Here is a 22,328-nt window from a genome sequence, read left to right on the forward strand (position 1 = left end):
CTCCTCCTTCACTTCGTCTCGTCATGTAAAATGCGGTTAAGCGCTTGCAATGCCCGATGTTGCATCACGCGAATGGTTGTTTCTTTTTTATTCATGATTCGGGCGGTTTCAGCGACAGAATATCCTTTTATGATTCTCAGTTCGATCACGGTGCGTTGCTCTTTGCTGAGTTGATTTAATGCTTTTTCGATCGCTATGCGCTGTACACTCCATTCCGCAGGATCCTCGGAGGCCACTTCTTTTGGAGCGATGGCTTCCAAATCGGCTGTCGTTCCTCGGCGTTGGTGCTGCCGCCAGCGATCCCGGATGATATTCAAGGCCACTGTTTTTAGAAAGGCCATCTGTTTATCAGGCGGGACGCGGTTTTTTTGTAAATATGGGATGGCTCTGACATACGTTTCCTGTGTGATATCTTCGGCTTCTTCGCGGTTTTGGACCTTAAAATAGATCAATCGGTAAACCGATTCCCAAGTCGAAAGGCATAGCTGTTCAATCCAATTGACGTAGCTGTCTTCATTTATATGAACCATACATCGTAACTCCTTTTTTCCGGCCGGAATATTTACACTAATAAAAACGATAAAGTTGTTCAAAACGTTACCGGCATTCAATGTTTTTGAATCTATGGGCTTTCGCGTGCTTGGCGGCGTTTCCTTAACATGAACGGTTCACTAGCTGTCCTGTATGGGTGCTGCTGAGCTCGTTTTAGTAGTGAACAGGAAGGCGTCATTGTTTTGATCATTGCGCATATCCCTGCCGCTTTGCCCATACACTGAAAAAAGAGAGAAAGCAAGGGAGGGGAGAGAGTATGCAATTTTATTATGGTCCACATATGCCGCTGCGTATTTTGGATGAAATTGAATTTTGGAAGCACCAAGAGGAGGAACATACAGTAGTGATTCGCGAGCTTGTGTCCGGATTGGAAGCACGATATGTAGATGCGTTGAAGAAGTGGGAAGAGGCCTTATCGGTTACGCACCAACAAGCGGTCCGCTATATCGAATCGGTGATCCGGGTCGGTTATTATGTTCCGGAACAACTGTATCAGCAAGTGCTCCATTTCGTTTCATTCTGCTTGCAACAAAGTCTTCAATTCATCGAATTGTGCCGACAAGTGAAAACGAAAAGTGCGGCCGTCGCCCAAAATCCGACGGCGAAAGTCGTGTTAGACCATATTATTCGCGAATCGGAGTATTTTATCGGCATCGCCCAGCTGTTGTTGTACGGAACCCAAACAGCGCCGGCTGCGCCGCGGACAAATTCGCAGGCGACGCCTGACGGCGAAAAGTAGTATAATAGAATCACGCGCTTTATCTATTTATGACGAAAGGCAAGGGGGCATTGTTGTGATTGTTACGACCACCAATACGATTGAAGGAAAAGAAATTGAAGCGTATTTAGGCATTGTGGCGGCGGAAGTCATTTTAGGTGCCAATGTCGTTCGCGATTTTCTCGCCAGCATTACCGATATCATCGGCGGGCGGAGTGGGACGTATGAAAGTAAGCTCGCCGAGGGAAGAGAATTGGCCATTCGCGAAATGGTGAATAAAGCAACGAAGCTCGGGGCGAACGCGGTCATTGGCGTTGATCTCGATTTTGAAACATTGCGTGATGGCATGATGATGTGCATTGCGACCGGGACGGCAGTGAAGGTGAAATAACGGCGTAGCGGATTCCCGTGCCATGGCTGCATGCAAAATAGAAATCGCAATGATAAGCGGCGGATGATGTCCCCCGCTTTTTTTCATGGTCCATCATTGACAAAGAGCACAAATGAGGCATATAATGCATATATATGAACATATGCTCATATATTAATTTGTGTGGAGCGAGGGAATGGCAGTGAAAACGGAAGATCATCTGTTTTTAGAAGCGGAAACAGTCGATGAAGTGTCGCGTCTATTTAAAGCATTAGCGGATCCGACTCGGATTAAAATGTTGTATTTGTTATCGCAGGAAGAGTGTCATGTCGGCCATATCGCGGAAGTGCTCGGCATGTCGCAATCGGCCGTTTCCCACCAGTTGGCGTTGCTTCGGACGTTGCGGCTCGTCAAATACCGCCGCGAAGGGAAGACATTGGTGTATTCTTGCGATGATGACCATGTGATTTCGTTGTTAAAGCAGGCGATTGACCATGCACAACACCGGTGAGGGGGAGTCGATTTATGCACCACCATGCGCACGGCCATTGCGACCATCATCATGGCCATCATCACCATGGCAGAGAAGGAAATCGAAAAGGGTTAGCGATCGCCCTTGGCATAACGACGAGTATTATGGTTCTTGAATTTGTCGGCGGGCTTGTAACGAATAGCCTTGCTCTTCTCTCGGATTCGGGGCATATGCTTAGCGATGCCGCTTCGCTTCTGTTGAGTCTAATGGCAGTATGGTTAGCGGCGAAGCCTGCCTCTCCAAAGAAAACGTACGGATTGTATCGGTTCGAGATTTTAGCCGCACTCGTCAATGGGGTAACATTGGTGGTGATTGCCGCCTGGATTATTTGGGAAGCGGTTGGGAGGTTCGTGAATCCGCCTGACGTAGCGAGCGGGCCGATGATGGCGGTGGCTGCCGTTGGGTTGTTGGCGAATCTCGTGAGCGCTTGGGTGTTAATGCGCAAAGCCGATGTCAAGGGGAATGTCAATGTCCGCAGCGCGTATCTGCATGTGCTCGGTGATGCGTTAGGTTCGGTCGGCGCGATCGGGGCCGGGCTTATCATGTGGCTGTTTGACTGGTATTTGGCCGATCCGCTTATTTCCGTGTTGGTAGCCATTTTGATTTTAAAAGGTGCGTTCGCTGTCGTTCGGCAGACGGTGCACATTTTGATGGAAGGAACGCCTGTCGCCATTGACCAGACAGAAGTGAAAACGGCGCTTTCAGGCATTGAGGGGGTGCTAGATGTCCACGATTTGCATATTTGGACGATCACCTCAGGTCTCGATTCGTTAAGCTGCCATCTGCTCATTGAAGATGGCCGAGATGCCCAAGCGATTTTGCAGCAGGCGATTGATCTGGTGGAAGCCCGCTTCCACATTCGCCATGCAACCATTCAAATCGAAATGCCACACATCCGCCATGGGGAGATGGAAGTGTGAAGGGCGGGTCATCAATGACCACGCCCTTCTGTTATTTGTTGGCGCCAGTCCAGTTGGTTTGCAACGTTTCAAGGAAAATGCGAACGTTTTGCTTGTTTTCCATGATCGGCGAATAAATATAGGAAAACATCCGGTAAAACGGTGGGTTTTTTAGACGGATAATCGACAGGTGACCGTGCTCGATGTCGCGGGCGACGACGCTGCGTGACAGGAGGGACAAGGCATTGCCGTTGATTAACGTTTCTTTAATGCCTTGGTTGCTGCTGATGATCATCAGCGACTTCACCTTTAGCCCGTTTGAACGGATAAAGTGATTGAAATATTCGCGTGTGCCGGAACCGATTTCGCGTGCTACCCATGTTTCGTTTTGCAAATCGGTGATCGTCACTTCCTCTTTTTGTGCCAATTCGTGGCAGTTTGAAGCAACGATGACAAGTTCGTCCTGCATGAACGGGTGAACGGACAGTTCTTTATCGTTCGTTTGTCCTTCGATCAAACCGATATCCACTTGGTATGAGCGGACGAGCTCGACGATTTCTTTTGTGTTGCCGATCATGACTTCAAGTTCAAGTTCCGGATAGCGCTGTTGGAAGTCGAGCAAAAACAGCGGCAAAATATACTCCCCGATCGTAAAGCTGGCCCCGATTTTTAATTCGCCTTTCACCGAGTGGTGATGCTCTAAAATGTCTTGTTTCGTCTGTTCGTAGAGTGCCATCATTTGTTTGGCGCGGTCATACAGAAGTTCGCCGGTTGGCGTCATGCGCAGCCGTTTCGGGGAACGGATGAACAGTTTTGTTTGAAACTCTTTTTCTAAATTTTTGATGTGCAAACTGACACTTGGCTGGGAGAGATGAAGGATTTCAGCTGTTTTTGTGAAATTTTTCACTTCTGCCAACGTAATAAACGTTTTTAATTCGTCATAGTACATACTCATTCCCCCTGCCCGCGATGGCACCATCTAGGTGTAGAAGTTGATTAGAAATATTAATAGTCTTAATAATTTATATTTATTTTACTAATGTTTTGTTTTGCGGTAAAGTGTAAATATAATATAGCATTTAAAGTCTACTTGTTTTATAGGAATAATGGATGTTTGGCGGCCACACCGATAAAAGTCAGGAAGGAATTCCGCCATCATTCTATTTTATATTGAGGGGTGGACACGTTGCAGCTGCAAGTAACTAACAGTCCGTTTAGTCAGGAGCAGATCGAGCTCCTGAACCGTTTGTTGCCGACATTGACGCCGTCGCAAAAGTTTTGGCTGAGCGGGTATTTGGCCGCTGCCGAGACCGCGGTGGGCGTTCTCGATGCCGAGGCGCCGGCGCTGTTTGCCGGGGGCGGCAAGCCGGTTTCGAAAGAAGTGACCGTTCTTTACGGTTCACAAACCGGCAATGCGCAAAAGTTGGCTGAAAAAGCCGGCAAGGCGCTCAAAGAGCGCGGTTTTGAGGCGAAAGTATTGTCCATGCTTAATTTTAAGCCGAACGAATTAAAGAAAGTGGAGACGTTGCTCATTGTCGTGAGCACGCATGGGGAAGGCGATCCGCCGGATAATGCCGTATCATTTTACGAGTTTCTCCACAGTAAGCGGGCGCCAAAACTAAATCATCTTCGTTTCTCCGTCTTAGCGCTCGGCGATACGTCATATGAGCATTTTTGCCAGACGGGGAAAGATTTTGATAAGCGACTGGAGGAGCTTGGAGGAGAGCGTTTTTATCCGCGCGTCGACTGTGATGTCGACTACGAAGAAGCGGCGGCGAAATGGCTCGATGGTGTTCTTGGTGAGTTAAGCAAACAAGCAAATGACAACGGTGGAGCAGCTCCGCTCTTGTCGGCTGTGGCTGCGGCGCCGAAAGCGGAGCCGGCTGTCGTCTATTCGCGGAAAAACCCGTTCCTAGCTGAGGTGTTGGAAAACATTAACTTAAACGGTCGCGGATCGAATAAAGAAACGCGCCATCTCGAATTGTCGCTTGAAGGATCGGGTTTGAAATATGAGCCGGGCGATGCGCTTGGCATTTTCCCGAAAAACGATCCAGAGCTTGTTGACCTTGTCATCCAAGAAATGAAATGGAACCCGGAAGAAACAGTGACGATTGACAAGGACGGAGAAGTGCGTTCGCTGAAAGAAGCGCTCACGTCCCATTTTGAAATTACCGTTTTGACGAAAGCGCTGCTGCAAAAGCTGGCGCCGCTATCGAAAAACAGCGCGCTTCAAGAGCTTGTTGCCCCGGGCAATGAGACAAAATTAAAAGAATATGCCAAAGGCCGCGACTTGCTCGATGCACTGCGCGATTTTGGTCCGTGGGACGCTGCGCCGCAACAAGTCATTTCCATCTTGCGGAAAATGCCGCCACGCCTGTATTCGATCGCGAGCAGCTTAGCCGCATATCCGGATGAAGTGCATTTGACGATCGGTGCGGTTCGTTATAAGTCTTACGGCCGTCTGCGCAAAGGGGTATGCTCGACGTTCTGTGCCGAACGTATTCAAATCGGCGATACGCTGCCGGTCTTTATTCAGCCAAATCCGAACTTCAAGCTGCCGAAAGATCCGTCGACGCCGATCATTATGATCGGACCGGGCACGGGGGTGGCTCCGTTCCGCGCCTTTATGCAAGAACGTGAAGCAACGGGAGCGAACGGAAAATCATGGCTTTTCTTCGGCGATCAGCATTTTGTGACTGACTTCCTGTATCAAACCGAATGGCAAGCGTGGCTGAAAAGCGGCGTGCTCACAAGAATGGATGTCGCCTTCTCACGCGATACGGAGAACAAAGTATACGTCCAACATCGGATGCTTGAACGAAGCAAAGAGCTGTTCGGTTGGCTCGAGGAAGGCGCTGTCGTCTACATTTGCGGTGACAAGCAGCACATGGCGCGCGACGTCCATCAGACGCTCATCGATATTATTGAAAAAGAAGGCGGTATGAGCCGCGAGCAAGCGGAAGCTTATTTGACCGAAATGCAAAAACAAAAACGGTACCAACGTGACGTCTATTAATCTCAAAGAAGGAGTGGAATCGAAATGGCGAAAGTCGTGTTAAAAGCGCCGGATGGACCGCCAAGCGATGTCGAGCGCATTAAACGGGAAAGCCGTTATTTGCGCGGCACGCTCGCCGAAACGATGGAAGACCCGATCAGCGCGGGCATTCCGGACGATGACAACCGGCTGATGAAGTTCCATGGCAGCTACTTGCAAGACGACCGTGACGTGCGTACCGAGCGGCAAAAACAAAAGCTCGAGCCGGCATACCAATTCATGATTCGCGTTCGCACACCAGGTGGGGTAGCAACGCCGGAGCAATGGCTTGTCATGGACGAAATCGCCCGCAAATACGCAAACGGTACGTTGAAGTTAACGACGCGCCAAGCGTTCCAATTGCACGGCGTCTTGAAATGGAACGTGAAAAAAACGATGCAAGCCATTAACGGCGCGCTCATGACAACGCTCGCCGCCTGCGGCGACGTCAACCGGAACGTCATGTGCAATCCGAACCCATACCAATCGGAAGTGCATGCGGAAGTGTACGAATGGGCGAAACTGTTAAGCGACCATTTGTTGCCGAAGACACGGGCGTATTATGAAATTTGGTTGGATGACGAAAAAGTGGCCGGCACGCCGCAAGTCGACGGTGAGGAAGAACCGATTTACGGCCCGACGTACTTGCCGCGGAAATTTAAAATCGGAATCGCTGTCCCGCCGTCCAACGACGTCGACGTATTCTCGCAAGATATCGGGTTGATCGCCATCGTGGAAGACGGCAAACTCGCCGGTTTTAACGTCGCCATCGGCGGCGGCATGGGGATGACCCACGGCGACAAAACGACGTACCCACAGCTCGCTAAAGTGATCGGTTTCTGCACGCCGGATCAAGTTGTTGAAGTGGCAGAAAAAATTATGACGGTTCAACGCGACTATGGCAACCGCTCGGTGCGTAAAAACGCCCGCTTCAAATACACGATCGACCGGCTTGGCCTTGAAGTAGTGAAAGAGGAAATTGAACGCCGTCTCGGCTGGAAGCTCGGCGAAGCGCGCCCGTACCATTTCGAGCATAATGGCGACCGTTACGGCTGGGTTGAAGGCGTCAATGGAACATGGCATTTTACGCTTTATGTTGAAGGCGGCCGCGTCAAAGACGATGACGATTACAAGCTGATGACCGGCCTGCGCGAAATTGCCAAAGTCCATACCGGCGATTTCCGACTGACGGCGAACCAAAACTTAGTGATCGCCAATGTCACAAGCGAGAAAAAAGCAGAAATTGAAGCGCTAATCGCTAAGTATGGCTTAACCGATGGCAAACGGTACACCGCTTTGCGCCGCAACGCGCTCGCCTGTGTCGCGCTGCCGACATGCGGCCTGGCGATGGCGGAAGCGGAGCGGTATTTGCCGAAACTGCTTGATAAAATCGAGGAAATCATCGATGAAAACGGCTTGCGCGACGAAGAAATCACGATCCGCATGACGGGCTGTCCGAACGGTTGCGCCCGCCACGTGCTCGCCGAAATCGCCTTCGTCGGCAAAGCGGTCGGCAAATACAACATGTACCTCGGCGCCGCATTCAATGGTACGCGCCTTGGCAAACTGTACCGAGAAAATATCGGTGAAGAAGAAATTTTGCGCGAACTGCGCGTCCTTTTGGCCCGCTATGCAAAAGAACGACTTGACGGTGAACACTTCGGCGATTTTGTCATCCGCGCCGGCATCGTCAAAGAAGTCACAGACGGAACGAATTTCCACGATTAAGATGACACGGATTCATCCTGACCGGCCTCCCTTGTTTTGAGGAGGCCGGTTTTTTGTCGTTAACCCAGATGATGATTTGTCGCTTTCTCTGTCAAGATGGTAAATGCCATTGAATAAATCTGAATTTAAAAAACATTTTGGTCATAGTAGTATGATAGTGAAATCATGAACTCTTATTTTTTTAGGTGATGTCAAAGGAAACGTGTTTTCGGGGGTTGCTAGTAGTTGCGATAACGTTAGTGGAAAGGAGAATGTACAATGACAGCGGGAACGGAAAGAATCTATTTGAATTATATTAACGGCAAATGGACTCCTTCTTCCACAAATCAAATTGAAGCGAGCATCAACCCAGCCAATATTCGCGATATTGTCGGCTACGTTCAGCAGTCCAATATCGAGGACCTGAACGCTGCGGTGGAAGCAGCGAGACGAGCCCAAGCGGCGTGGCGGAAGTTGTCCGGCCCAAAACGCGGGGAGTATTTGTTCCGCACGGCTGACATTCTTGAACAACGACTTGATGAGATTGCGGAAACGATGACAAGGGAAATGGGAAAAACGCTCCCGGAAGCGAAAGGAGAAGTGCAGCGGGGAGTGAACATTTTGCGCTATTATGCCGGGGAAGGGATGCGGCACATTGGTGAGGTCATTCCATCCACTAACAGCGAAACACTCATGTTTACGACGCGTGTGCCGCTCGGAGTGGTTGGGGTGATCACACCGTGGAACTTTCCAGTCGCCATTCCGATTTGGAAAATCGCCCCTGCCCTCATTTATGGCAATACGGTTGTATTTAAACCGGCGCAAGAAACGGCTGTCACCGCGGCGAAGGTGGTCGAGTGCTTTGATCAGGCAGGGGTGCCAGCCGGCGTGTTGAATTTCGTGGCCGGCAAAGGGTCGGTCATCGGCAACGCCATTGCTGAGCATCCGCATATTCACGCGATCACGTTCACTGGCTCTAACGAAGTGGGCAAAACGATCGCCCAAAAGGCCGTAGCGAGAGGGGCAAAGTATCAGTTGGAAATGGGAGGCAAAAACCCGGTTATCGTGCTTGAGGATGCTGACCTTGACCGCGCAGTCGAAGCGACGATTAGCGGAGGACTGCGTTCGACGGGACAAAAATGTACAGCGACAAGCCGTATCTTCGTTCAGAGCTCCATATATGAACCGTTTAAAGAACAACTATTAGCGAAGATCAAACAGCTGAAAATCGGCAACGGACTGGAAGAAGGCGTGTGGATGGGGCCATGCGCCAGCCAAAAGCAATTGGAGACGGTTCTTTATTATATCGAAAAAGGGATCGAAGAGGGAGCGACATTGCTTTATGGCGGCCGCCGATTGGATGGCGGGGAGTTGGGCAACGGATTTTATGTGGAGCCGACGGTGTTTGAGAACGTATCTCCGAACATGACGATCGCCCGCGAGGAAATTTTCGGGCCGGTGCTTGCTTTGATCAAAGTGGATACGTTTGAAGAAGCGGTAGCCTTAGCAAATGATACGTCATTTGGTCTCAGCGCCTCAATTTTTACCCAAAATATTGCGAAGATGTTAACGTTCATTCAAGAGATTGAGGCCGGGCTCGTGCGGATTAACGAAGAAAGCGCCGGCGTCGAACTTCAGGCGCCATTTGGCGGCATGAAGCAATCCAGTTCCCATTCACGGGAACAAGGACGGGCGGCCATTGAATTTTTCACTGCCATCAAAACCGTCTTTGTCAAAGGGTAAGAAAGTAGTCAAAGGGGTGTCTCTAGTTAACGGGGCACCCTTTTATCATATGCGCATGGAGAAAATGTGGCGTTTCTCTTGAAGAAAACCGTCTTTCCGAATAGCAGTTGTTTGCTTTACGGAAGTTTCGTAGCATGCGCTTTGGTTCGGCCATTACTGGTGCGCTAATCTGTTGCGTACCATCCTAAAGCACGGCACGCAATAAACGGTTGATCAAACAACATTATGATGAGAAGGAAATGAAAAACAATGAAACCTATTGACAATGATAATTTTTATCAATTAAAATGATGTTGTGGTATTGATAATCATTCTCTATGATAAAAGGTTTGTGAGCCGATTCGTTCTCACATTCTAGTAAAATATGTTGGCTAGGAAGCGGAATGGTGGCCGGATGCTTCAGCAAGGGGTTGTACGACAGAAAGAAAAAGGATACATAGTTAGGTTGCGCTCGGTTGTCACTTGATTGAGTTTTTATGAGGCGGTTGAACGAGTGGGATGAGCGCAGATAAAAGAAGACAAACGGTAGGATGAGGACAATGAAAAAATGGGTGTTGTTGCTTTTTGGATTATCGCTTCTTTCCTTATTTGTCGGGGTGCATGATTTATCCCCCCGTGCGCTATGGGAGGGAGACCGTGATGCGTGGGAAATTTTCTTGATCAGCCGGTTGCCGCGGCTCGTCAGCATCATCATCGCTGGGGCGAGCGTCAGCATTTGCGGCTTGATTATGCAACAGCTTAGTCAAAACAAATTCGTGTCGCCGACAACGGCGGGAACGATGGACTGGGCGCGGCTCGGGCTATTAGTGTCAATGATTTTGTTTGCCTCGGCCTCGCCGATCGTAAAGGCCGCCATTGCTGTGTTGTTTGCGTTCACCGGAACATTGTTGTTTATGACGGTATTGGACCGTGTCAAGTATAAAGATTCGGTGTTCATTCCGCTCGTCGGTCTCATGTTTGGTAATATCATCGGCTCGGTGACGACGTTTTTAGCGTATAAATATGATTTGATCCAATCGGTTTCCGCTTGGCTGCAAGGCGATTTTTCGGTCATGATGCAAGGACGCTATGAGATGTTATACATTAGCGTCCCACTTATGGCGATCGCTTACGCGTACGCCAACCGATTTACCATCGCGGGCATGGGAGAAGAGATGGCCACGAATTTAGGGCTTCGTTACCGGTCGATTGTGTATACAGGACTGATCATTGTCGCGGTCACTTCATCGATTGAAGTGTTGACAGTCGGCTCCTTGCCGTTTTTAGGGTTGATCGTTCCGAATATTGTGACGATGTATTACGGTGATCATTTACGCAAAGTGCTGCCGGTCACTGCGCTTGCTGGGGCTTTGTTCGTGCTTGTTTGCGATCTGTTTGGTCGGATCGTCATTTATCCATACGAGATTCCGATCGGCTTAACGGTCGGGGTGATCGGGAGCGGCGTCTTTTTATATTTGCTTATAAGGAGAACGAAGCAATATGTCTAACCGGATGAAAACAGCAGCGCTCGTTGTACTGGCCTTAGCTTTTATTGCGTTGTTCTTATTTACGGAGTTGCGCGGCAACATTGAGTATGTTTTACGCTCCCGCGGTGAAAAAGTGACGGCGATGGTGCTCGTTGGCTGGGCGGGAGCGATTTCAACCGTTTTGTTTCAAACGATAACGAACAACCGTATTTTAACGCCAAGCATTATTGGACTTGATTCCGTGTACATGTTAATTCAGACGGCGGTTGTGTTTTTGTTCGGATCGACGACATTGACGATGATGAACGATACGGTGCATTTTCTTCTTTCCGCCGGGGGCATGATCGGCTTTTCGGTTTTTCTGTATTCTTTCCTCTTTCGACGGGAAGGACAGACGGTGTATTTCATCCTGCTTGTCGGGATGATTCTTGGAACGTTTTTTCAAAGCGTGACATCGTTTATGCAATATTTGATCGATCCGAATGAGTTTTCGATTATCCAAGACCGAATGTTTGCTAGTTTCAACAATATGAAAACCGAGTTGCTTTGGCCTGCCGGTATTGTCATTGTGGTGGCTATATGGTACACGTACCGGCATCTTCATGAACTGGATGTGTTATCGCTTGGCAAAGACCATGCGATCAACTTAGGCGTCTCCTATGAGACTGTCGTTAGGCGGATGCTAATGGTTATCGCGGTGCTTGTTTCTGTATCGACGGCGCTCGTTGGGCCGATCATGTTTTTCGGTTTGATTGTTGCCAATGTCGCTTACGCGTTTTTCCAAACATATGAACATCGCTATTTGTTGGTGGGAGCGGCCCTGTTTGGCATAATCGCTCTTGTCAGCGGTCAATTCGTTGTTGAGCGGGTGTTCACCTTTTCGACGACATTGTCCGTCATTATCAATATGGTAGGCGGGGTATATTTCCTATATCTTTTGTTAAAGGAGCGAAAAGCATGGTAGAAGTAAAGCAAGTATCGAAACGATATGGCGGAAAAAAAGTCGTTGATGAAGTGTCGCTTTCGATTCCCCGGCGCCAACTGACATCGCTTATTGGTCCAAACGGGGCGGGGAAAAGCACATTGCTGTCCATCATGAGCCGCCTCATTCCGAAAGATAGCGGCGAAGTATGGATCGATGGGAAAGAAATCAGCCGTTATCGGACAGAGGAACTGGCGAAAAAAATTTCGATTTTAAAGCAGTCAAACCATATTGCTGCTCGGCTGACAGTGAAGGAACTCGTTTCATTCGGCCGATTTCCGTACTCGCGCGGCCGATTGACGCGCCAAGATAACGAATATGTGCGCGAAGCCATTCACTACATGGAGCTCGATGACCTGCAACACCGCTATCTTGATGAATTGAGCGGCGGGCAGCGGCAGCGGGCGTATATTGCCATGGTGCTTGCACAAGATACCGATTATATCTTTTTGGATGAACCACTAAACAACTTAGATATGAAACATTCCGTGCAAATGATGAAAGTATTGCGCAACTTAGTGGATCAGCTGGATAAGACGATTGTTATCGTCATGCATGATATCAATTTCGCTTCCTGTTATTCCGATTACATCGTTGCCTTAAAGGATGGAAAAGTCGTTTCCGAAGGCGATGTATCCACTATGATGCGCAGCCAAGTACTGCGTGGCATTTACGATATGGATGTTCATATCCAAACGATTGAGAACAGACGCATTTGTGTATATTTTTAAGATCGATCATGCCAATGGTGAATATGGCTCGACGGCTTGTTCCGACGAGACGAAGCTTGCGTGACCCATAACGTGGCGGATTGTGCGCTCGTTTCATTGTCGGCACGAAACGCATGGTTTTTTAGATTCCTATGGTTGATTCAGCTTTTGCGTTCGCTCAGGCAAGATTGGGCGCCCCTTGCCAAGCAGGCGGAAAAGCTGTCAACATATACATTTCGCTTATGTCGATCATCATACAAATGGGGGTACAAGCAGATGAAAAAGTGGTGGTTATCGGTTGTTGCTGCATTGCTTCTTGTTGTATTAGCCGCTTGCGGAAACAGTGAAAATACAAGCAGCAATACAAGCAATGACAACAACGAGAAAAAAGCAGCTCAAGTCGAAGAAATCACCGTTAAGCATGAACTTGGCGAAGTGAAAGTAAAGAAAAATCCAGAAAAAGTCGTTGTGTTTGATTTTGGTGTGCTCGATACTCTCGATCGCTTAGGGACGAACGTGACGGGCTTGCCGCAAATGAACGTGCCATCGTATTTGGAAAAATACAAAAGCGGTGACTATGAAAACGTCGGTAGTTTACAGGAGCCGGATTTTGAAAAGTTAAGTGAAATTCAGCCGGATGTCATCTTTATTTCCGGACGTCAAGCTAAGCTGTATGATAAGTTCAGTGAAATCGCACCGACGGTGTACATGGCTGTTGACACGAAAAACTACCTTGATTCTTTTTCTAACAACATGAAATTATTGGGGCAAATCTTTGATAAGGAAGACGAAGTCGAAGCAGAATTGGAGAATATCCAAAAACAAATTGACTCTGTAAAAGCGAAAGCGGGCGACAAAAAAGCGTTGATCATTTTAACGACCGGTGGAAAAGTGAGTGCATACGGAAAAGGGTCGCGCTTTGGTCTCATTCATGATGTTCTTGGTGTCCAAGCAGTTGACCCGAATTTAAAAGCGGATACGCCGCACGGGCAAAACGTATCGTTTGAATACATTGCGGAGCAAAATCCGGACTACTTGTTTGTCATTGACCGTGACGCTGTTGTCGAAGGAAAACCGACGGCGAAACAAACGATTGAAAACGCGCTCGTGAAAAAGACGAAAGCGTATCAAAACGGCCATATTGTGTACCTGGATCCGAACTATTGGTATCTATCGGGCGGTGGGTTAACGTCCGTATCGGAAATGATCAAACAAGTGGAGCAAGGTCTTGAATAATGAGAGCTAGAGGCTGACTCAAAAGGTCGTTAAACCGACCTTTTGGGGACAGCCTCTGTTTCTTTTCTTTACTATTTGGTTATTTATTCCTTTTTTGAAACGAGAATTTCTCCTTATTTCTGAATTTTATCCTGTTTTTTCTTTGTTGGATCGGTTGTGGCCGCCCACTTTCTCAAATTGTGAGCAGCACAAATAAGCCCCCATTCCAAGGTAATTTTTGGGAGCCCTCTTAACAAAAAGCGCTGAAATTGCTGGTTGTGCTTGATTTGCCCAAACACCGGCTCGTTTTCGATTTGTCGTTTTCGGTACGTCGCCGCCCCTTCTTCCGTGGACAGCCGTTTACGGATCTCTTGCCGTTGTTGTTGATTTCTCAAGGAAACGCGGATGGTTTTCGTGTCTTTGCCTTTGGCGCATGTCGCCTGAAACGGGCATCCGGCACAAGCCGTACAACGATACGTCCGTTTGACGGTAACGTACCCGTTGTCGGTCGTTTCCTTCCGTTCATACACAAACACCAACCGTTCCCCTTTGACGCAAATCCACTCATCCAGCTCCTCATCATACGTCATGTTCTCGATTCGGCCGATCTCCTTCGCCCACGCTTTCGTTTGTTCCCGATCCAACGTGTTGTACTTGATCAGGGCGACTATCTCCTTTTTCTCACAGTACGTGTAGTTCTCCTCACTCCCATAGGCGGAATCCGCAATGGCTTGTTTAGGCATTGGACGCCCATAGGCGGCCAATTGCTCCAAATGCGGAATGAAACATCCGGCATCCCCTGCCCGTTGATGCACGCTAAATCCAGTGATGAATTGGTTCTCTGTCCCAATCTGCACATTGTACCCCGGTTTGAGCTGGCCGTTTTTCATATGGTCGTCCTTCATCCGCATAAACGTGGCATCCGGATCCGTTTTCGAAAAACTGTTCCGTTCGCCTAATCTTTCTTTGTATTCTTCATATTTTTTCTTACGGGGGAGAAGATCTTGTTCCAATTGCCGTTTGGCTTTCTTTAACGTACGATTCTTCGGCTCTTTCTTTAGGCGCTCTTCCACTTGTTCGATGACGGCTTCGATCCTTTCGGACGTGATCGGTGAAGCTTCCAGCTTTTCTTGAAAATCCCCCTCTTGTTCCGCCTCTTCATCTTCTTTCGTCACCTGTTCGATCGAGGCAACGATTTTCCGGAATTTCTCCTCCAGTTTCTGATCGTACTTTTCCGTTGATTTGCGCCAAACGAATGTATATCGGTTGGCATTGGCTTCGATTTTCGTTCCATCCAGAAAATAATCCTCTAACTTGACCAGCCCTTCTTGACGCAGAAGATCGACAATGGAGAAAAACGTTTCGTAAATGATGTCCTTCATCCGTTCCGACCGAAATCGGTTGATCGTGCGAAAATCCGGTGTTTGATGGCCGGATAGCCACATAAAGTAAATGTTTTCTTTCAACTGCTTGGCGATTTGGCGAGAGGAGTAGATCCGATTGGCGTAGGCATACAGGATGACTTTCAACATCATTTTCGGATGATAGGCTGGACGCCCTCCGCCAAGATAGAGGGAAACGAACAGAGCCGGATCCATTTTTTCCACTGCCAGATCCACAATCCGGCAAAGATGATGTTTGGGAATGAAAATTTCAAGATCCATTGGCAAAATGAGTTGATCTCGGTTATAATAAATGTACATAAGAAAACCGTCCTTTCTTTGGTAGGGTTGTGGTGACTCTATTATACCAAAAGAGGAACGGTTTTCTTCTTTTTTATCCAAAAAAGTGTCCCAAAAGCGAACGCTATGCGAACACTTTTGGGACATCCTCTTCTTTCATGGAAGCGTCGCACAATAACGTTTTTGAATGTTCTTTCTCATGTATGGTCAAGCTGGTCGAACAGTAGTGAGAGCATGCCCTTGCTGAGCATGCCGTCTCATTTCCCCAATTTCCAACATACAATCTGTAAAACAGACTTATTCGTGCCTACCGCTTGGCATGGAGGAGGAAATGGGGCCGTATGATATAATAAACAATTGCTGTACGCAGCGATCGGTTTGGGACGAAAATACATAGAAAGAAAGGAATCGGTGCATGTTTTACGTTTCTCCGGCGAAAATTGCCAGCTATTTTTACCATGAGTGTGAGCGAAACTTGTATTTTCGATCATTGGCGAAAGAGCGGCGCGGCGAGCTCGATGTGCCTGAAGAACTGTTTAGACGGCCGGCGAGCCATGAAAACGTGTTGCGCCGTGGGGTGGAGTGGGAGAAGACGGTAATTTCCACCTATTTGGCCGATGAAGTGAAGATGGGCAAGCAGGTGTCTGACTTGCCACTTTCACATTGTTATTTGGATAGCGAAGAGACGATCCGGGAGCTGAAGGAGCCGAGCAAGCGATATTTGTATCAGCCCACCTTGATTGTGCCGCCCCGTTTTTACGAACGGTACGGATTGAATCCGGGAACCGTCCGTTTTGCGGCGTGCCGTCCGGATGTTATTGAATGTGTGCGGGGGCAAGACGGTTGGACGTTTCGCATCATTGATATAAAATCGTCCGACGCATTGCAATTTTCTCACCGTGTGCAAACAGCGCTGTACGCACTGATTTTATCTTTCGTTTTAGAAGAGCATGGAATCAAAGGGAAGGTTGATTTGGACGAAACGAGGATATGGACGTACGGGGCTGAGCAGCCGCAAACGACCAACATTCGCCAGCTGATTCCATATATTGAACATTTTTTATCCAGTGAGCTGACGATACTGACGGAAAAACAGGCGGATGACTTGTTTTGGCATTTGGATTACCGTTGCGAATGGTGTCCATTTTATAGCTACTGTTTGGACAAGGCGCGGCAACAGGCGCACATTTCCCTTGTCCCGTACTTATCCAGCTACACCTCCCGCTTCGTCCGCGAACAGCAATTGCCTGAAACTATTCGAGCGTTTCACCAATTTCTTCAGCGTGAAGAAAACGGATCCGTGCTGAAACAAAACGCCACATTGGCCCGCCAGCGCCGGCGGCTTGAAACCCAGCTTATGGCCATCGCTAAAGAAAAAGTCATTCCGCACGATCGCGTTGTAGCGGATATGCCCAAGTGGGAGGATATCCGTTTGATTTTCACCGCCCAGCGCGATCAGGCGACGGGGAAAATCGCGGCCGCATCGTTGTACCGCGTTGGCGGAATAGACGTGTTTGGAACGGGATCGGAAATGCATCATTTTGTCGCCCGCTGTTTGGAAGAATGCGATGCGGTCATTCGGAAGTTTGTCGACGCGCTCGATCGCTTGCTTCAGACGGTGCATGATTACAACAAAACGCGCGAATGGCAGGCGCAAAAATCCGTGCAGGCGTATGTCGTTGACAACTATGAATGGGACAACTTGCAACATATGCTTTCTGAGCTTCTGCTTGATCGCGAATACCAAGAAAAAGCGGTTCGTCTATTATTTTATTTTCATAGTGGTGTGCTATCGAGCGCCCATCAGCACCCGAAGGAGATGGTTCCGCTTCCAGTTGTCGTTTTGACGACCGTAGCGAGCCAACTGTTTGCTTTGCCGGTGCATGTTGCTTACCGTCTTGAGGACTTGTCGGCGTATATCGCCGCTTACAGCGATCGTCCGTTTACGTATCGAGCGAACGAGCGCTTTTCGTTTCGCTTGACAAACGCCATGAAAATGGATGTATTGCATGACGCGTGGCAAACCGGGGACGAAGAAAAAAGGAAAGAGGTTGAGGGGGAACTGAGACGCCGCCTTTGGGCTGCTCACAGTATCATCCGAGGTATCCGTGCTTGGGCTGCTCGTATCCAGCCTTCTCCGCTCGCCGTTTGGCCGGAAAAATTCCGTTTTCCCGATTCGGCTCATTACCGTGATCCGCTCATTTCGAAGTTGGCGTTTATGGCGCGCTACGAGGCGCTATTAAACTACTTGGATGTTCGTCAGCGCCGCTCGCTTCCGCTTGCCGATCGGCTTGAAACGGGAGTTACGCTTCATATAACGTACCTTGGCGCCAAGCGGTTTCGATTGAACAATCGACATGCACTTGAAGCAATCGACCAAAAAGCCAACTGGCTGTTGACGGAATGTGATGAGGAAGGGGAGAAAGCGCAACAGACGTTTCCCGATATGAAATACGCAGGCGACCGGTCGGCGCCGAGATGGGCCAACTTGTACTTTGCCCGTATTCGCACGATCGATGATGATGGCAAGACGGCTGAACTTGAACTCGAGCTGCCTCGATTGCTTGACCGTTTCCCGCTTGTCAAAGGCGAGAATTATTTGCTGTCGCTGCGCTATGCCGATTTGACCACAGTGCGCGTCTTGCGGGCGCTGCAAGCGTTGGATCAGGAAAATCATCGCATTCTGGATTTGATCCGCGACCCGATCCGCTATCGAAAAACGTTCCGGCCGAAGTGGGAAGCGGACGAAGTCAAGGCGCTTCTCCGTGAAAGCAGGCTGACGAAAAGCCAGCGTCAAGCGTTTCTCCATCTTCTTCGTTATACATTGACGCTCGTTTGGGGACCGCCGGGCACGGGGAAAACACACTTTATCGCCGCGGCGCTTCGTTTGCTGATGGCGATTTATGAGAAGCGGGGGCGGAGGCTCGCCATTCTTATTTCTGGCTTCACCCACGCGGCGATCGAAAACTGCCTGAACAAAATCAAGGAACTTGCGCCGCAAGGGAAGGTAAGCATTGCGAAGCTCGGCGCGGTTCAGACGGAAAACGCCAAAGGGATCATCGAACTGGCGGACGGCGAAGTTTGGGAATGGCTTGACAGCGGCCGTCATTGCGTGCTTGGCGCCACGCTGTACGGCATCCAACGAGCGCATGAAAAAGGATTGCTAGCTGGCGGATTTGACGTCGTCGTGCTCGATGAAGCGTCGCAAATTCGGGTGGCTGATTCGTTGCTCGCGCTCCGTCATGTGAAAAAGGCAGGAAGGCTGCTCATTGTTGGCGACCATTTTCAGCTGCCGCCGATTATTCAAGGAGCGTACAAGACCGTCGAAGGGGAGCCGCCTTTGTTCGAATCGATTTTCCGCCTGCTGTTTGACGCAGACGTGGAGAAGCGGCTCACTTGCCAGTTGACGGATAATTTCCGCATGAATGAGACGCTCTGCCGCTATCCGGCTGAGCAGATTTACGGACGGGATTATACGGCGTTCAACCGTCGAATTGCCGAGCAAACGCTGACGCTCGCCGCCGCTCCAACTGCCGATGAATGGGTGGAAGCGGCGATCGATCCCGACTATCCGCTTGTCGTCTGCACGTATGATGGCGTGTACGGCGCACAAGAAAACGAAGCGGAAGCGCGTTGGGTGGCGAGCGTAACGAAAACGCTTCGGGAGCGGCTGCTTGATGGCGATGGAAAACGATATCATGATACGCCAGACGGCGACAAGGCGTTTTGGCGCAACGGACTGTTTATCATCTCGCCGCATCGCGCGCAAATCCGCGCCATTCGCCGCGCGCTTGAACGCGAGGGGCTGCGTCCGCCGTTTTTCGTCGATACGGTCGACAAAATGCAAGGTCAGGAGGCGGAAGCGGCCATCATCAGCTACGGCGTCGCCGACCCGGAACTGGCCGCGATGGAAGGGGAGTTCATCTACAGCCTCAACCGATTGAACGTCTCGCTCACACGCGCGCGGAAAAAGACGATTCTTTTCCTTTCCCGCCATCTTCTATCCCCATCGCTGCACGTCTTAGGAAACGACGACTATCGCGAAGGGGTGAACTTTATGATCGGTCTCGAGCACTATGCGTCGAGGCACGGAGAAGCCCAAACGTTCGTTGTCGACGGTGCCGTCCTGCACATGTATCGAGTCGGGTGCCGCGTGTTCGATCAGGTGGCTTCCCGCCACCATTAAGATGGAAAAAGGAATAGCGCCGCTGCTGGCTGCTTCAGCTGCCATGCCGCCTTCCCCGCCAATTCGGTTCGTTCCCGTGCATATGGCGCGGTGTACGGTCCAAAAACAGCCAAAAAACGGGGGAGGTGTGCATGGCGATTTTTCTTTCGTAAAACGAAACATGATCTTGATTTATCAATGGGTTGGATGGTTGACGTTTTTGGTCAGTCGTACAAGTTGACATAACCACATTTTATTTTTTGAGGGGGTGGAAGGGGTGTGCAAAATGGCCCCTTGCCGCCTTAGAAAATCAATGGTAAAATGAAGGATCTGTTGAAAGAGAAAGGCCTCGTTTAGAGGATTGAAACTATTCTTCCGCAGATAGACCCTCTGGAAGATTGAAGTGTTGAAAGAGGAAGGCCTCGTTTAAAGGATTCTACTCCCCCGCTTCCGTTCGCAGGAGGCGGGGGGTGTTTTTTGGCTAAGAATTGAGGCAGGAAAACCGTTTGCCATGGCGAAATATTGGAAATACGATCTCTTGTTGGTGGATAAGAAGCGCCGCCGACAGGGTGGTGTGGGAGAGGGGGCGTGCTATGGCAAACGGTGGCAGGAGAACAAAAGGGGCAGTGAGCGCGAGGCTGGAGCGGGTCAAAGAGCTTTTTCCGGAAGTGGTGGCAGGCGAAGCGATCGATTGGGAGCGGTTGAAAAAAGAGCTTGGTTACGAAGAGCAAGACGAAGTGTACGGATTCACATGGCCGGGGAAGGCGGGAGCGAAGCAGTTGGCGGAAACGCCCGCCATCGGAGCGCTGCGGCCCGACCGAGCGGCAAGTAAGCGGTGGGAGACGACGAACAACTGGTATATTGAAGGGGACAATTTGGAAGCGCTCAAGCTGCTGCGAGCGTCACATGAAGGAAGCGTGCAAATGATTTACATTGACCCGCCGTACAATACAGGCAAAGCGTTCACGTACAAAGACAATTGGCGCAAAAGGAAGCGCGCCGCTTCACATATAGAGCAGGAGGAAGCGCGCGTTCATGCCGGCTGGCTTAACATGATGTATCCGCGCCTTTGGGTGGCGAAGGCGTTGTTGGCTGAGACGGGAGCCATTTTTATCTCTATTGACGATACGGAACAGGCCAATTTGAAAAAAATGTGCGATGAAATTTTCGGTGAGCGTAATTTCGTCGCGACGTTCATTTGGCAGCGGGCGTTTTCGCCGGTCAACATGAACAAGTTCGCCTCCCGCAACCATGACTTCATTTTGTGCTATGCGAAAAACATCGACCGTCTCGCTTGGTACGGCTTGCCGCGCGACTCGGAGGCAAATGGGCGGTATGCAAATCCAGACAACGACCCGCGCGGGCCGTGGATGTCAGGCGATTTGTCGGTCGGTCCGCCCATTCCGGAAAAAATTTATGACATCGTGACGCCGGGCGGCCGGGTCGTTTCCCCGCCGAGCGGGTATTGCTGGCGGGTGACGAAAGAACGTTTCGCCGAGCTGGCAGCGGACAATCGCATTTGGTTTGGCAAGGACGGAAACGGGGTGCCGCGCCTGAAGCGGTTTTTGCGTGAAGTGAAACCGACGATGACGCCGCTTACGATCTGGACGCATGATGAAGTGTCTCACTCGCAAGAGGCGAAAAAAGAGCTGAAGGAGCTGTTTGACGGGATGGCGGTGATGGACTACCCGAAGCCGGTCAAGCTCATTCAGCGCATGGTGGCATTGACAACGAAGGATGATGACGTCATCCTCGACTTTTTTTCCGGTTCGGCGACAACGGCTCATGCGGTCATGCAGCAAAACGCCGAAGACGGGGGACAGCGGTCGTTCATCATGGTGCAGCTCCCTGAACGGATGGTGAAAACATCTGCGGCGTATCAAGCTGGGTTTCGGACGATTTGTGACATCGGTCGTGAACGCATCTGCCGTGCAGGGGAGAAAATCATTCGTGAAACGGGAAAGATTGATCTTGATATCGGCTTTAAAGTGTTTCAAATTGAACGGAAATCAAAACAGCCCGCTCGCTAAGCGAACGGGCTGTCTCTTGGCTAATCATTTCCGTACAGTGTTTTCGTCTTTGTTTCAGCTGTGCTCATGGCGGTGTGTGTGGTTGCCGGAATGTACGCAGATTCTCCTATGGCGGCTGCTTAGGGGCGGGGATTATAAGGATGCCGCGTGATCGTTGTTGACAAACACATCATATTCAGCAGCAATCGTCTCTTTCAGCTCAGTTAAGGACGGCATGTCGCCGGCAAACGTGTACGTATCAAGACAAAGGAGTGAATATTCATTGCCCGGGTCGAACAAGATGGTGACGACTTCTTCGGTTCCGGCATCCACTTGCCGGACGGCGTCACCGTCTTCTGGTTCAACGAGCACGTTTTGGTACGTTTCGTGGATGATGTAGTAACCTTCCTGCAATTGCTCTACAAATAAATGTTCCATGTCCATCAGTTCATGGACAATCATTGTTTCGTCCTCCTAGTTTTTGTGAAATTCTTCTCAATGTCAGTATACAACGCGGAGCGACCCATGTATATAGATACCGGTG

At 49.7% G+C, this 22,328-nt stretch carries 17 protein-coding genes; 13 read left to right on the top strand and 4 right to left on the bottom strand.

Annotated elements, in window-relative coordinates:
* Positions 1 to 8 precede the first annotated feature (8 nt).
* A complete protein-coding gene (locus tag NSQ22_RS07315) occupies positions 9 to 593 on the bottom strand; it encodes an RNA polymerase sigma factor (protein ID WP_223812840.1) in 585 nt (194 codons plus the stop codon).
* A gap of 215 nt (positions 594 to 808) precedes the next feature.
* On the opposite strand from NSQ22_RS07315, the gene NSQ22_RS07320 reads away from it, so the two are divergent.
* The 4 genes from NSQ22_RS07320 (at position 809) to NSQ22_RS07335 (ending at position 3,092) form a co-directional block, all read left to right on the top strand.
* Positions 809 to 1,291, top strand: coding sequence for a DUF2935 domain-containing protein (locus NSQ22_RS07320; RefSeq protein ID WP_008879457.1), 483 nt, complete (start codon positions 809 to 811; stop codon positions 1,289 to 1,291).
* Positions 1,292 to 1,346: 55 nt separating this feature from the next.
* Positions 1,347 to 1,661, top strand: a complete 315-nt coding sequence (locus tag NSQ22_RS07325) for a YbjQ family protein (RefSeq protein WP_029760937.1) — start codon at positions 1,347 to 1,349, stop codon at positions 1,659 to 1,661.
* 175 nt (positions 1,662 to 1,836) lie between these two features.
* Complete coding sequence (locus tag NSQ22_RS07330; protein WP_008879455.1) at positions 1,837 to 2,151, top strand: metalloregulator ArsR/SmtB family transcription factor; 315 nt, start codon at positions 1,837 to 1,839, stop codon at positions 2,149 to 2,151.
* Positions 2,152 to 2,165: 14 nt separating this feature from the next.
* Positions 2,166 to 3,092: a cation diffusion facilitator family transporter gene (locus NSQ22_RS07335; protein WP_029760935.1), complete on the top strand. Its 927-nt coding sequence runs from the start codon at positions 2,166 to 2,168 to the stop codon at positions 3,090 to 3,092.
* Positions 3,093 to 3,123: 31 nt separating this feature from the next.
* On the opposite strand, the gene NSQ22_RS07340 is transcribed toward NSQ22_RS07335, so the two are convergent.
* Positions 3,124 to 4,020, bottom strand: coding sequence for a LysR family transcriptional regulator (locus NSQ22_RS07340; RefSeq protein ID WP_008879453.1), 897 nt, complete (start codon positions 4,018 to 4,020; stop codon positions 3,124 to 3,126).
* 237 nt (positions 4,021 to 4,257) lie between these two features.
* Between NSQ22_RS07340 and NSQ22_RS07345 the strand changes: the two genes are divergently transcribed.
* The 7 genes from NSQ22_RS07345 (at position 4,258) to NSQ22_RS07375 (ending at position 13,949) form a co-directional block, all read left to right on the top strand.
* A complete protein-coding gene (locus NSQ22_RS07345) occupies positions 4,258 to 6,087 on the top strand; it encodes an assimilatory sulfite reductase (NADPH) flavoprotein subunit (protein ID WP_339264425.1) in 1,830 nt (609 codons plus the stop codon).
* A gap of 24 nt (positions 6,088 to 6,111) precedes the next feature.
* Positions 6,112 to 7,833, top strand: a complete 1,722-nt coding sequence (gene cysI / locus NSQ22_RS07350) for an assimilatory sulfite reductase (NADPH) hemoprotein subunit (RefSeq protein WP_081157318.1) — start codon at positions 6,112 to 6,114, stop codon at positions 7,831 to 7,833.
* Positions 7,834 to 8,091: 258 nt separating this feature from the next.
* Positions 8,092 to 9,555, top strand: coding sequence for an alpha-ketoglutaric semialdehyde dehydrogenase GucD (gucD, locus tag NSQ22_RS07355; RefSeq protein WP_081157317.1), 1,464 nt, complete (start codon positions 8,092 to 8,094; stop codon positions 9,553 to 9,555).
* A 539-nt stretch (positions 9,556 to 10,094) separates the two neighbouring features.
* Complete coding sequence (locus NSQ22_RS07360) at positions 10,095 to 11,042, top strand: ABC transporter permease (RefSeq protein ID WP_008879449.1); 948 nt, start codon at positions 10,095 to 10,097, stop codon at positions 11,040 to 11,042.
* Entirely contained in the window at positions 11,035 to 11,985 is a 951-nt protein-coding gene (locus NSQ22_RS07365; RefSeq protein ID WP_008879448.1) for an iron chelate uptake ABC transporter family permease subunit, read from the top strand. The genes NSQ22_RS07360 and NSQ22_RS07365 overlap by 8 nt, the downstream gene beginning before the upstream one ends.
* Positions 11,979 to 12,734, top strand: a complete 756-nt coding sequence (locus NSQ22_RS07370) for an ABC transporter ATP-binding protein (RefSeq protein WP_008879447.1) — start codon at positions 11,979 to 11,981, stop codon at positions 12,732 to 12,734. The genes NSQ22_RS07365 and NSQ22_RS07370 overlap by 7 nt, the downstream gene beginning before the upstream one ends.
* A 255-nt stretch (positions 12,735 to 12,989) precedes the next feature.
* Positions 12,990 to 13,949 (top strand): siderophore ABC transporter substrate-binding protein, encoded by a 960-nt coding sequence (locus tag NSQ22_RS07375; RefSeq protein WP_008879446.1) that lies wholly within the window; start codon positions 12,990 to 12,992, stop codon positions 13,947 to 13,949.
* Between the two features lie 113 nt (positions 13,950 to 14,062).
* On the opposite strand, the gene NSQ22_RS07380 is transcribed toward NSQ22_RS07375, so the two are convergent.
* A complete protein-coding gene (locus tag NSQ22_RS07380; RefSeq protein WP_087959916.1) occupies positions 14,063 to 15,631 on the bottom strand; it encodes an IS1182 family transposase in 1,569 nt (522 codons plus the stop codon).
* 394 nt (positions 15,632 to 16,025) lie between these two features.
* Here NSQ22_RS07380 and NSQ22_RS07385 point away from each other — a divergent pair, with 394 nt between their 5' ends.
* Together NSQ22_RS07385 and NSQ22_RS07390 are read left to right on the top strand one after the other, a co-directional pair.
* Positions 16,026 to 19,796, top strand: coding sequence for an AAA domain-containing protein (locus NSQ22_RS07385; RefSeq protein ID WP_011887243.1), 3,771 nt, complete (start codon positions 16,026 to 16,028; stop codon positions 19,794 to 19,796).
* Between the two features lie 572 nt (positions 19,797 to 20,368).
* Positions 20,369 to 21,805, top strand: coding sequence for a site-specific DNA-methyltransferase (locus NSQ22_RS07390; RefSeq protein WP_060475794.1), 1,437 nt, complete (start codon positions 20,369 to 20,371; stop codon positions 21,803 to 21,805).
* Between the two features lie 132 nt (positions 21,806 to 21,937).
* Here the strand turns inward: NSQ22_RS07390 and NSQ22_RS07395 are convergent, their stop codons facing one another.
* Positions 21,938 to 22,246, bottom strand: coding sequence for a hypothetical protein (locus NSQ22_RS07395; RefSeq protein WP_029760927.1), 309 nt, complete (start codon positions 22,244 to 22,246; stop codon positions 21,938 to 21,940).
* Positions 22,247 to 22,328: the final 82 nt, after the last annotated feature.

This window comes from Geobacillus sp. FSL K6-3411 (assembly GCF_037965715.1).
Lineage (GTDB): Bacteria > Bacillota > Bacilli > Bacillales > Anoxybacillaceae > Geobacillus > Geobacillus thermodenitrificans.